This is a genomic window from Nocardia sp. NRRL S-836 (genome assembly GCF_001279525.1).
Lineage (GTDB): Bacteria > Actinomycetota > Actinomycetes > Mycobacteriales > Pseudonocardiaceae > Lentzea.
In genome coordinates this window covers 1-11,643 of record NZ_LGDY01000158.1, presented here as the reverse complement: position 1 = coordinate 11,643, position 11,643 = coordinate 1, and the positions used below count along the sequence as shown (strand labels likewise).

General features: G+C 67.9%; 10 protein-coding genes. 3 read left to right on the top strand and 7 right to left on the bottom strand.

Going from position 1 to position 11,643, the window contains the following annotated elements; all coding sequences use genetic code 11:
- Positions 1-751: 751 nt before the first annotated feature.
- Entirely contained in the window at positions 752-3,238 is a 2,487-nt protein-coding gene (locus ADL03_RS41655; protein WP_053739178.1) for a tachylectin-related carbohydrate-binding protein, read from the bottom strand.
- A gap of 286 nt (positions 3,239-3,524) precedes the next feature.
- Here ADL03_RS41655 and ADL03_RS49125 point away from each other — a divergent pair, with 286 nt between their 5' ends.
- The gene (locus ADL03_RS49125) at positions 3,525-3,653 is read left to right on the top strand and encodes a zinc-binding dehydrogenase (RefSeq protein ID WP_082373972.1); all 129 of its coding nucleotides are present in this window, start codon (positions 3,525-3,527) and stop codon (positions 3,651-3,653) included.
- 40 nt (positions 3,654-3,693) lie between these two features.
- Here ADL03_RS49125 and ADL03_RS41650 read toward each other — a convergent pair whose 3' ends face one another.
- From ADL03_RS41650 to ADL03_RS41640, 3 genes are read right to left on the bottom strand one after another with little or no spacing between them, the layout of a single operon-like run.
- On the bottom strand, positions 3,694-3,909 hold the full coding sequence (locus tag ADL03_RS41650) for a hypothetical protein (RefSeq protein ID WP_053739177.1): 216 nt from the start codon (positions 3,907-3,909) through the stop codon (positions 3,694-3,696).
- Positions 3,910-3,917: 8 nt separating this feature from the next.
- The gene (locus tag ADL03_RS41645) at positions 3,918-7,733 is read right to left on the bottom strand and encodes an ALF repeat-containing protein (protein ID WP_082373971.1); all 3,816 of its coding nucleotides are present in this window, start codon (positions 7,731-7,733) and stop codon (positions 3,918-3,920) included.
- A gap of 28 nt (positions 7,734-7,761) precedes the next feature.
- Positions 7,762-8,343 carry a hypothetical protein gene (locus ADL03_RS41640; protein WP_157529739.1) on the bottom strand — a complete coding sequence of 194 codons (582 nt, stop codon included), beginning with the start codon at positions 8,341-8,343 and terminating at the stop codon, positions 7,762-7,764.
- A 901-nt stretch (positions 8,344-9,244) separates the two neighbouring features.
- On the opposite strand from ADL03_RS41640, the gene ADL03_RS41635 reads away from it, so the two are divergent.
- Both ADL03_RS41635 and ADL03_RS47840 read left to right on the top strand, forming a co-directional pair.
- On the top strand, positions 9,245-9,694 hold the full coding sequence (locus ADL03_RS41635; protein WP_157529738.1) for a hypothetical protein: 450 nt from the start codon (positions 9,245-9,247) through the stop codon (positions 9,692-9,694).
- 21 nt (positions 9,695-9,715) lie between these two features.
- Positions 9,716-9,892, top strand: a complete 177-nt coding sequence (locus ADL03_RS47840; protein WP_157529737.1) for a hypothetical protein — start codon at positions 9,716-9,718, stop codon at positions 9,890-9,892.
- A 91-nt stretch (positions 9,893-9,983) separates the two neighbouring features.
- On the opposite strand, the gene ADL03_RS41630 is transcribed toward ADL03_RS47840, so the two are convergent.
- The 3 genes from ADL03_RS41630 to ADL03_RS49120 all read right to left on the bottom strand — a co-directional run.
- Positions 9,984-10,667, bottom strand: coding sequence for a GAF and ANTAR domain-containing protein (locus ADL03_RS41630; RefSeq protein ID WP_231642832.1), 684 nt, complete (start codon positions 10,665-10,667; stop codon positions 9,984-9,986).
- 367 nt (positions 10,668-11,034) lie between these two features.
- Positions 11,035-11,313 carry a hypothetical protein gene (locus ADL03_RS41625; protein ID WP_197289119.1) on the bottom strand — a complete coding sequence of 93 codons (279 nt, stop codon included), beginning with the start codon at positions 11,311-11,313 and terminating at the stop codon, positions 11,035-11,037.
- Positions 11,314-11,315: 2 nt separating this feature from the next.
- On the bottom strand, positions 11,316-11,643 hold a 328-nt coding region (locus ADL03_RS49120), incomplete at its 5' end, for a hypothetical protein (RefSeq protein WP_197289118.1).

The window sequence follows — 11,643 nt, the reverse complement described above, 5'->3', positions numbered from 1 at the left end:
TGCTCGGCCAGCCGCCGGATCACCGGCTTGGATCAGACTCTCGATACAGCCGGACTGCGCGAGCCTTCAGCTCGTCGGGGTACTTCGTCGGTGCTGCCACGGACGACTCCCTTCAGGTCCTATCGGACCATGCTTGAAAGTCTCCGAGCTACCGGGGGAACCTCAGGCGCTGGTGGGACCATTGATTTGGGCCGCTGACTGAGCGCGCTGATCAACTTCGAGGCGCACTGTGGGATGCCTTCGGCAGTCAGTTTGGGATTGAGGCTCAGCTGCGCTACGAGGAGTGGCTTGACTCCATCCCGCCAGACGAACTGGCGGAGATGATTCAGAAGGGCGGGATCTGAGCAGTGCATACCTCGCCCTTCCGTCTAGTCTTTAGTGGCTGATGCCACGGGGGTTAACAGCCTTGATGGTCATCTCAGGCTCCTGAGCTGCTACAACAGAGTTCTCACGCTGTGTAGTCAGGTCCACTTGAATGAACGGCATGCAAATCGCCCACTGATCTGCATAAACAGGCTCAGTGGGCGATATCGTTTTTCGTCTACTTTGGACAGTGGCGCACCGAACTGGAGCAAACCTGGAACAGGGGCCCGAGATCTGCGAGATAGGGCCGCGGTTGCTCCACCTGCTCCGGTCTCGCCGACGCCGAAACTGCAGGCGCCGACGTGGCCAGGAGCGGGCTCGCGATGACGAGTTTCCACACAAGCGCGTTTTTGGCACACTTGTGCCATAAGCCGCCACCGACTTGGGATCAGCTGCCGGGCGGGATCACGATGCCGCGCCGGAAGACACAGCTGCCGGGTTCCGCGGAGACGCTGAGCTCGGTGTTCCACCCGGAACCGATGGACTTGCCGGTGCCGTCGGCCGCGCCGGGCGCCCAGGTGTCGGTGTTGTCGAAGTGCTTGTACCAGCGCAGGACCGGCACGATGTTGTCGTTCCACGGGTCCTTGCCGAGCGCGCCACGGCCGTAGAGGACGTCCGCGCCCGGCGAGGTGATCTCGGAGAACATCTCCCAGCCGCCACCGACGTGCTTCGCGCGCTGGGTGAACCGCTTGTACGTGAAGTCGTACTGGTAGCGGTACATCTTGCCGTCGGGCTTGCGGGCGTAGAGCACGCCGTCACCGGCCGCGGTGATCGAGTTGTACTGCTCCCAGCCGGACTCGACGGTCTCGCCGGCGGCGTTGACCCAGTTGTTGGTGCCGTTGTCCCAGACGTAGTAACGCAGCTTGCCCTGGTCGTCGATCATGAAAATCCGGCCACGGCTGTCGACGGTGATGCGGTTGCGATACTCGGGCGTGAGGTACCGCTCCCAGCCCTGGCCGACCTGGCCGCCGCCGCTCCACGTCTTGCTCGCGTCGTTCCACGCCCAGCGCTTGAGCGTGCCGTCGGCGAACGGGTCGTTGCCGTCGATCTTCTTGTGGAAGTCCCACACGACGCCGCTGCCGCCCGCGAGCATGCGGCCTAGCCAGCCGGAGCCGACCTGCTCGCCGCCGCTCCAGCTCACGTCACCGTTGGCGGCGCCGTGGTGGACGTAGCGGTGCAGGTCGCCGTTCGGCCGCGCAACCCAGATCGACGCCGGGGAGCAGATGACCAGGGCGGGGCCGATCGAGCTCTGCACCCAGCTGCCCAGGTCGTCGACGCGGGTCTCGGTGGTGCCCTTGCGGGTCTCCTGCACCTGGAAACAGCCGTTCTGCCAGGACATCTGGTGCAGTGCAACGAGTTCCTGCCTGCCGTTGGCCTCCCTGACCGACGGACCGCCCGCGTCGCCGAGGCAGGTGTCCTTGTCTCCCACCAACGACAGCGTGGTGGCGGTCGTCGCGGTCACCTTGAAGTCGGCGACCTGGGCCTTCGCCGGCACCCAGTCGACGGTGGTGCGGCCAACCCCCGCGACCTTGAGCGTGTCGTTCACCGCGGGCACGGAGGTGGCCAGCGGAAGTGGCGTGATGTCGGTGATGTGGGCGGCGATCTTGGCCACCGCGACGTCGCGCGACGTGTGCTTCGTGACCTTCTCGACCGCGACCGGCACGGCACCGTTGACCGAGACCGTCGCCACCACGCCGTCCGGCAGGCACCTCGACGAGGTGATCACCCACGAGGCGGCGACGAGCGAGCCGGTGCAGCCCTTGCCGCCCGCGTAGATGCTCGCCAGGAACTTGTAGGTGCCGTCAGGGACGGGACTCCCGCCGGACATCGCCTGCGACGCGGCCGGAAGCGCCGCGACTCCCATGCCGACCGCGAGCGCGGCCAGCGTCACGCGTTTGAAGCTCTTCATGCTGTTCCCCAGTTCGGTTTTCGCGTCAAATCCTGGTCGGGAGAGTTCATTGCTGACTGGTCCACCCCGGCGCGGGCCGGTAGGCAGCCATGATGATCGGGGTGTTCGTGGCGTTGGACCGAGATCGAGGCACAACCTGTTGTGGTTGCGGATGATGCCGTCGCCGGGGATCCGCCAGCTCTGGCTCGTCCAGTGGCCGGAGCGGCAGGCCACCGTCTTCACGACGGTCTCGGGCGCGTTGCTGCCGAGGTCGGCGCACAGGCCGTTGAAGTTGCGGATGCGCTGGGCGGAGTACTGCTGCCGGATCCACGCGACGAGGTCGTCGGTGCGGGTGGCGGTGCTGCCCTTGCGGGTCTCGGTGACGAGCAGACAGCCGTTCTGCCAGTAGGTACGGCTGACGGCGACCAACTCCGGCCCGTTGCCGGTCTGGCGAGACACCGGACCGCCCGAGTCGCCGCGGCACAGGTCGGCGGAACCGTCGAGCTGCGCGTCGGTGGCGGTCATGGCCGTCGCCGTGAACGACGCGAGGCGGGGCCGGTCAGGCACCCATTCCTGTTCCGTGCGAACGAAACCGGCCACCTTGAGCGCCTCGCCCTGCGCCGCGGCGGTGGTACCGAGCGCGATCGGGGCGGTCGGCGTGGCTGCTGCCAGGCGCGCGATGGCGAGGTCGCGGCCGGTGTGTCTGACGACCTGCACAACCGTCGTCTGATGCCCGGCACCGGTGCCGAGGTTCACCTCGCCGACGACGACCTTGGTCTCGCCGGTCTGCGGCAGGCAGGACGACGAGGTGACGATCCACTCCGGATCGACTAGCGCACCGGAACAGCCGCCGGCCGATGAAGTGATGCGGGCGAGGAACTGGTGGCTGCCGTTCGGCACGACGGTCCCACCGGTCATGGCGTTGGGCCCGATCACCGCGAACAGGCCCACCGCAGCGGCGCCCAGCACCACCGTGGTGATCTTCATCAGGTCCTCCCGTTCAGCGCTCGCGCGGTTGCCACACGCGAAACGCACCCCAGTGGGCGCCGTCCCCAGTCGGGCGCCGTAGTTGACCTCCAGTTAACCGGAGCTCCTAGCCTCACCATCACGTTCGCTATCCGGCAGTACGAGTTCGGCCCAGCCTCGAACCTGCTCCTCCGGCACGGCCACCGACACGAGCGTCGGCAACCTGTACCCGAAGAGCCTCACCGCGGTCGTCGCGCTGGGACCTGGACTGCTGCGCCGCGGGTTGCGGACGTTGGAGAAGGAGTCCATGGCAGGCCTCGCGAGCGGCCGGTTCGTGCCGGCGGTCAACCCTCTCTTCGCGTTGCAGGACGCTGCGGACGCTCACGAGGCCCTGGAATCCCGGGCCACCATCGGCAAAGTGGTGCTGAAGCCGTGAGTGGCAAGGCCGTTCCACCAACGGGAACGGCCTTCCCCGCTCAGTCCCGGCCCTGCTCGCGCGGCATCGACCGAGCGAGCTCAGCGAGCTGGTCCGCGTACTGCCTGACCTCTTCGCGCGGGTGGCCCACCTGCTCCTGGTAGGCCACGTCGCTGCGCTGATGCCCGTCCAGCAGGACGATCACGTTGAGCAGCAACAGGACCTCTGACCGGCTCAACGTCAGCCTGGCCTGCGATCCGACGATCTCGGCATCCACCGCGACTCCTACTTGGGAATCTTCTCGTAACGCTTGGCCTTGACGAGCGTGTCCCACTGGTACTGGGTGAAGTTGTACCCGTGGATCATGCCGGGTTCGGTTCCGTTGGGCATGTGCTTGATGAGCAGCACGTTGTGCGCGCTGTCGAAGTAGACGGGATTCAGGCTTGCCGAGTCGTGCATGGTGAAGTCCACCTTCCACCACTGCGCGAAGTAGTCGGCCATGTCGAACACGTCCTTCTTGAGGTGCGTGATATCATGATCGGTCGCACCCTCTTTGTACCGCACGACGTTGCGCGCGACGCCCTTCAGCACCGCCTCGCTGTACCCCTTTTCCTGCACGTACCACTTGAGGGCCGAGTAGTCGTAATCCCAGACGCAGTTCGGAGCCTCCGCCAGCGTGCCCTTGGCGAAGCCACCGGGCCTGACGCAGATGCTGTTGATGAAGGTGACGAGGTCGCTGAGGTCGTACTTGAGGATGCGGGCCGAGGCCAGCTCGGAGTTGACGACCGTGATCTCGAAGAGCGAACCGAGCCGCCACACACCGGTGATCCCGATGACGTCCGCGGTCATGATGCCGATCCACGGCGTGATCGCGGCACCGATCGGGTCGATCGCGAGCATCGCCGCGCCGCAGACCACCGAGATGCTGCAGCCGAGCACCGCGAGCGTGCCCGCCGCGATCACCATGGCGCCCGCCATCGCCTGGTAGTAGACGGTCAGGTTCTCGAGCAGGTCCATGTGGCGGTTCAGCTCGAACCGCGGGCTCAGCACGTCGCGCAGGCAGTTCTGGTACCCGGCGTCGCCCTGGCGGTTGGCGTAGAGCAGCTCGCACATCTGGCCGTTGCGGTACATCATGCCCGACCGCTCCCAGTCCGACTGGGTGAGCATGTGCATGCACTTGATGTACTCGTCGCCGGTGAGCAGGAGCTTCTTGCAGTAGCTGTCCTGCCGCACCACCTGCGCGGTGACCTGCTCGCTGATCTTGGTCTTGGCGGTCTCCACCGCCCTGTCGTACGCCTCCTTCGCCTTGGTGGCGCTCTCTCCTGCTGCCTTCGCCTGGTCGTACGCCACCTTGGCGGCGGCATAGGCGGCGTTGGCGAACCCTCGTGCCTGGTTCTCCGACGCCTGCGCGTACACCGACGACTGCGTGGCCCTGCGGGCGGAGGCGTTCGCGGACGCCGCCGCCTGCTTCGCGATCCGCGCCGAGCTCGCCGCGTCCTGTGCGGACTTCTCGGCGGCCAGTGCCGACGCGTGCGCCTGAGCCGCGAACTCGCCTGCCCTGACCGAGTCCTGCTGGGCCCGGTTCGACGCGTCGATCGCCTCCTGGGCGGCGTTGCGGGCGCGGGCGGCGACCTCCTGTGCGAGGTTCGCGTTCTGCGATGCGGTGGACGCGGACTTCCAGGCGGTGCTGACGTATCCGGAGACCTCGGCGTTGTGCCCGGACTGTTCGTAGTCCAGGCGGTCGGCGACGAACCGGTGCTCGCTCAGGAACCGTTGCTGGAAAACAGGAGGACCGTCGAGGGCCGCCTGGGCCGCCGCCTTCAGGTTCGGGCCCGAGGTGGTGGCGGCCAGGATCCGGTTCACCGCGATGCGGTCGTCCTGCGTCGCGGTGGTGAACTGGTCCTTGGTGAGGAACTTCCGGTACGCCTCGATCGTGCCGGTGTCGAGCGCCCGCTGTGCGGCCGCCTTGGTGAGGTCGCGGTTCTCGGCGGTGGCCGTCGCCATGACCTGGTTGACGGCGATCCGATCCTCGGTCGCCCGTTCCGGATAGGCGCGGGCGGTCAGGAACCGCTCGACGTCGGTGTCCGAACCGGACAGTGCCGCGTCCGCCGCGCGCTTGAACGCGTCGGACGCGTCCGTGCGCAACGACTGCAGCGTCACCCGGTCGTCCTGACCGACCGCGACCTGCAGCCCTGACAACACGAAGTCACGCACTTCGTCGTCGGAGAGCTTCAGCACCGAGACAGCGGCGATCTTCGACCACGGGCCACCGGTGTCGGCCAGCTTGACCGCGACCTTGCGGCCGTTCGACGCGATGAGCGCCGGATCGGCACCGGATGCCCGTGCCTGCGCGAGCCACTGCTGCACCTCGGTGTCGTAGCGGCTGGCCTCGCTGGTGTCCCACTTCGGCGCGGGAGAGATGGGACCGGCCCCTGCCTTCGCGGCGATGGCCGCCTCGATCGCCTGGTCACGTTCGGTCGCGATGCGCGTGTCGTCCGCGGCACGGGCCGCGTCGTAAATCTTCTGCGCCTCGGTGGCAGCGTTGATGGCGTTCTGCGCCGCCGCCGTGGCCGCGTTCGCCCTGTCGGTTGCCTCCTTGGCCGCGTTCTGCGAGTTGCCGGCGTGCTCGTAGGCGAGCCGGGCCTGTTTGGCGGCCTCGATCGCGTCGTCAGCCGCACGGTAGGCGGCGTCCCGCGACCTGTCCGCGGCGGTAGCCGCGGTGTTGGCGTAGGCGACGGCGGCGTTCGCGGCACGGTTGGCGCGGGCGGCGGCCGCTCGTGCTTCCGCGGCAGCGGCACGAGCCTTGGCCGCATCGGCACCTGCCCGGTCGGCCAGGTTCGCCGCCTGCGCGGACGCGTCGGCCGCCGACACGGCCTGGTTGCTCGCGTTGTTCGCCGAAACCGCCGCCGCGCTGGCGTTGCGGGCGACGTCGCCGGCGGCCTTGGCCGCCGCAGCGGCTTCCTTGGCGCCGTTGACGACCTTCTCGGCGTCCTCGGCCGCACGCAGAGCCGCGTCTGCGGCGTTGCGATCGACGGTCGCAGCTGCCGCCGCCTGCTGCGCGCGAGCCGCCGCCTGTCCTGCCTGAGAAGCGGCGGACGCGGCACGGGAGGCTGCGTTCGCCGCGACCGACGCCGCCCTGCTCGCGGCATTCGCGGCACCGACGGCGTCACGGGCGGCGCTGGCGGCGTTGTTCGCCGCGGTCGCGGCGTAACCAGCCTGGCGGGCGGCCTCCGCGGCGTTGGCCTGCGCGCTTTCCGTTGCCTGGCGGGCCTTTTCGGCCGACTGCTTGGCGAGCTCCGCCTCCCGCACCGCGCGTTCGGAGGCTTGCTTGGCCGCTTCGGTCTCGCGGGCGGCCTGCTCACCCGCGTCCTTGGCGACACCGGCGAGTTCGGCGACCGAAGCCAGCTCGAGGTCGCGTGCCTGCGCGATGGCGTAGTCGTGCTCGATGAACTGCGTCAGCACCGCGATGGTGCCGTTGTCGAGCGCCTCCTGCGCCTTCGCCTTGACCCGAGGGCCACCGACGGCGGCGAGCTGGTTCACCCTGATCCGCTGGTCGAGCTGGTGCGGCTGTTCCCAGTCCTTCTCGATGAACTTCTTCATCTGCTCGGACGAATTCGAGTCGAGCACCTGCTGGGCCTTCTGCCGCAGGCTCGGCCCGGCAGTGGCCTGGATCTGGTTCACCCTGATCCGCAGGTCGAGCGCCTGCTCGGCCGGCACCCCGCTGTCGAGGAACTCGCGGAGCGCCTCGTGCGTGCCCGCGTCGAGCGCCCGTTTCGCCGCGTCCCGCACGGACGGCCCGCCGGAGTTCTGCAGGCGTTGCACGGTGGCCCGGTCATCCTCTTCGGACGGTCGTTTCCAGCCGTTATCCAGGAACTCCGCGATCTGCGCGTCGGTGCCGACGACGGCCTTCGCGGCCTCCGCCTTGAGCAGCGGCCCGGCGGCCCGCCACAGCTCGACGATCCGGCTCCGGTTGAACTCAGGACTCGGCCCAGGTGGTTCCTCCGCTGCCGACGCGGCAGGTGCCGGGCCGGCGAGGAGTGCGGCGACGATTGCCGGTATCAGGGCGAAAGCGGTCATCCGCCTGCCCGTGGACAATCTCATGACGTGCCTCCGGTGCGGTTGGCGGCGCTCACGGCTTGATGTCCAGGCGCAGCAAGGTTTCCGGCTTGCCGCCGGGCTGGCCGATGCCCACTTGGCGGGCGCCGTTCGGTTCCAGGGTCACGGTTTTGCGTTCGCCGGTCTGACCGACGACCTCGGCGGTGCCCTTGTGGCCGGCGGCGTCGCCGAAGCCGTCGCCGCGAATCTCGTAGACGTCCGGGATCTTCAGGGTGATCTGGCCGTAGATGCCGACGACCTTGAAGCACACGATGCCGTCCTCGTTCTTGCCGACAGTCAGGTCGGACGAGTGCACCTCGAGCTGGCCGATGCCGTTGGGCGGCTGGGCGGCGCACGGCACGTAGAGGATGTGCCCGTCGCCGGACACCAGCTCGACGTGGTCCTCCGCGAGGATCCTCGCCGCGTTCGGATATCCGAAGTCCTCGATCAGCGGCTGCTGCTGGTCGGCGGGCACAGGCTCGTTCGCCTGCGCCACGACCACACCCGCGACTGTCACCGCGCCGACCGCCAGTGCGGTCAACAGCGCGCGCGAAACCGGCATATCACTAACCCCCAGTGGTTGTGTTGATGGCAGCGCAAACGCCCGCGCGGACACGCGCGGCGTTGAGCGCCTCGAAAGCTTTTGGCAGAGCGGCGAAAACCGCCGGATCAGGTCGGTTCGGCCGGTGGTGGTGCGGCGATCGCTGCACGGACAGGTGTCGTCATCCCGGCCGCCAACGCGGCCCGGCGCATGTTCATGACCACAAGAATCCCCAGTTCACACATGCGAGCGCGGCACAAGCTCCCCAGCACACCGCGCACGCCCCCACACTTGCGTGCCGCTCGAACGTACCTTCTGCTGTCCCCGCGTCGCAACACAAAGGGCCGTTCCCGCAACGGGAACGGCCCCCTGTATCGGTCCTGCGTCACGCCTGGACCGGCACCTCGACGAACATAAGTAGAAACCTGGGGATTCCACATGAGGAAGGCCGGCATCGGGACCTCGACTCCAGCCAGCCTTATCGTCCTTGGTTCCCCTCGAACTAAGCAGCTGTGCTCTTCGCGGGGAAGTTCACCGCTGGGCTCCACCCGAGGGCCGATCGACCGGACGAGCTCGACAACACCACCCTCGTACAGCTTCCGTGTCACCCGTAGAAAGACACATTCCACGTCACTGCTGACACCGGTAAATCGGCCTAGCCGCTGGCCGGTAACTCCTTCCAGCGCTTGAAGGTCTTCCAGCGCCTCAAGGGATGTGTGCAAGTGTCTGGTCTCGTTAGCTGGGCGTCCGCGCCCAGCGAGGATCGCAACAAAAACAGGAACTCGAACCGGTCGTCTGACCGCAGAAGATGGTCAGCGGACTGGAGAGGTTCAGCGTCGACACCGGTCGCGTGTTCTCCGAATAGCCGACGTGCCCGGCGCCCGCCCCTCACGAGCCCCGCGACGACCGGCACACCGTGGCTGGTCAAGAGAAGACGACACAGCGCACTGGATGGCACCCGGCGATGGCCGCGGCGATGACGGTCCGGGTCGGCCCGGCCGGTGGCCTGCGCACCTTGCAGTCGGCGCGCCTGTGCTGGCGCAACCTGCGGTACTTCCTGCACTTCCTGGCCAGGCACCTGGCCGTTCCGCACACGCCCGAGCAACTGCGGGCCCAGCACCTGCACGACTTCGTCGCCGATCGCACTTGCAGGGCGCGGCCGGCCTACGGTCTGGTCGACGTCGAGCACGTGGTCCAGGTCCTGCGGTGCCCGCCGCTGCACGGCGCGATCGAGCCCGCGGTGCTGCAGGCCGCGCCGACGAGAACCGCCGTCTCCGTCCGGCCTCGAAGCCCGCAGCCGGGGTATTCCGACGGGGAGCTGCATCGGCTGCTCGTGGCGGCCCGCGAGCACGTGAACGTCGTGCGGGCCCGGATCGAGGACTCCGAGCGGCTGCTCGCCACCGATCCCGTGGAGCTCGACGAGTAGCAGCGCCTGCAGCGCGCCGACTTGCGTGACCTCGTCGCCGCGCGTGGCCAGTGCGCTCCAGGACGCGCGGCCGCGCGACATCGGGCCGAGCAGCTGTTCCTGCTGCGTGAGGACGTACCGGCCGTGCTGGTGCTGCTGGTCGCAGTGACCGGGCTCAACCTCGAAACCGTCAAGGTGCTGCCCGCTGAGCACGAGTGATCGAGCAGCGCGCGGTACGGCTGCGCGTGACTCAGGGTGAATGACTGGCGGGGAGAGGTGTTACTTGTTCGCCCGGAATGGCGCCGGTTGTTCAGGAACCGGCTATCGAGTCGAGCAGGTTCTTGGCGACGTCACGGAGCTTGATGTTCTCGTGCTGCGAGCGCTGGACGAGCATCATGAAGGCTTCGTCGGCTGTGCAGGAGTGCACAGCCATCAGGACACCTTTTGCTTGGTCGATGACGGCTCGGGAGGCGAGAGCTTTCTCCAGGCTGTCGATGTGGTCTCGTGAGCGTTGCCAGCGCTGGGCGCTGGCGATCGTGACTGACGCAGCTGTGGTGAACAGCCGCATGAGCCCTTCGTCGAAGGGGTCGAAGGCCGCGGCTGTGTGGCTGTAGATGTTGACTGAACCGAGGTGCTTTTCGTCGGAGGAGTTCGAGGAGGGCAGCAGCACCGGCACGGACAAGTAGGCGCGGATCGCGTGCGCCGCGGCGGCTGCCTCGAACTCCGGCCACTCGTCGAGGTGCTCGCCGACGACAGCCCGCACAGGCCGCAGGGTGCGCGCGGACTCCAGGCACGGGCCCCGGTCAGCGCTGTACTGCTTCTCGTCGACTTCGATCAACTCAGGGCTCGTGGAGGCGGCAGTGCGCGGCCGCGCCGGATCCATCAGCGACACCGTCACCGAGTCGGCATCCGGGATCGCCCTGCTCGCGGTGTCAGCCAGCCTCTGCAACGCATCGTCGAGAGGCTCCCCGTCGATGAAGAAGTCCCGCAGCACCGTCAGCGCCTCGGCGGTCTCGTCGAGTCTGCTCAAGGCGTCAGGACGATCATCGTCGCCCGGCCCGGACGCGGACGTCTCGGACGCGTTCGTCTCATCGGCCATGCCGCGGCACCTCGTAGCTCAGAGGAACTGATCTACGGCGCCGCTGCTTGACGTCGTCAGGGCATGGTACGCAACGATCAACACACAACCACGGCCAACGGGCCGCGCGAGCGAACCGGAACCGGCGCGGGGAAGCTGCACAGTTTCAACTGTCCCCGCGCCGGAGCCGGCCGGCCCGCACGAAAGCGGCCCACCGTGTTCACGCGCACGTGCTACGGCGCCCCTTCCATACCCCTCCGGCGCTGATCCAATCCTGCGTTGATCAGATCGGCGCAGAAATCGCAGCTTCCGCCGGCTGGTCACCGAACCGCACAGCGGGTTCTTCGTCGCGGCAGATACGAGTCATGACCGTCAGCATCCCGCCGTTGACCAGGTGGGTCGCGAACCGCTCCACCACGACCGCGTCCCGCGCCCACGGCGAGTTGGGCAGGCCGGACCGGTCGCGGCCGAGGAAGCCCACGCAGCGGTCGAGCAAGTCGACGCTGTCCTCGGACATCACCGAGAGCAGCGGGGCAGAACCGGGCAGTGGGACAGCCCTCAAGGTCACGGTGTCAGCGCTTCGACGGAGGACATCGCGGGCTTCGGTCCGGTTCCGTTGAGTGGCTGGTCGCCCCAGCCGGTGGTGCCGAGGAGGGCGTTGTTGCGGCGCCGGATGGTGGCGGGGACGGTGGTGTTGTAGACGGTGATGAAGTCGATTTCGTCGTCGGCGGCGCTGGCTTCGTCGAAGGTGTGCAGGACGGTGAACCAGACGTTGAGCAGGCCGCTGAAGTGCACGGTGAGCCAGGTCAGTTCGACGAGCATGCCGGTGGCGTAGGCGTTGTGGTAGGCGGGGGTGTCGGTGCCGGGGTACTGGTCGAGGCCGTGGGCGGTG

Excerpts from the sequence above, each read along its gene's own strand:
- ADL03_RS41655 (WP_053739178.1), bottom strand. The coding sequence starts at position 3,238 with ATGAAGATCACCACGGTGGTGCTGGGCGCCGCTGCGGTGGGCCTGTTC.
- ADL03_RS49125 (WP_082373972.1), top strand. The coding sequence starts at position 3,525 with ATGGCAGGCCTCGCGAGCGGCCGGTTCGTGCCGGCGGTCAACCCTCTC.
- ADL03_RS41645 (WP_082373971.1), bottom strand. The coding sequence starts at position 7,733 with ATGAGATTGTCCACGGGCAGGCGGATGACCGCTTTCGCCCTGATACCG.
- ADL03_RS41635 (WP_157529738.1), top strand. The coding sequence starts at position 9,245 with ATGACGGTCCGGGTCGGCCCGGCCGGTGGCCTGCGCACCTTGCAGTCG.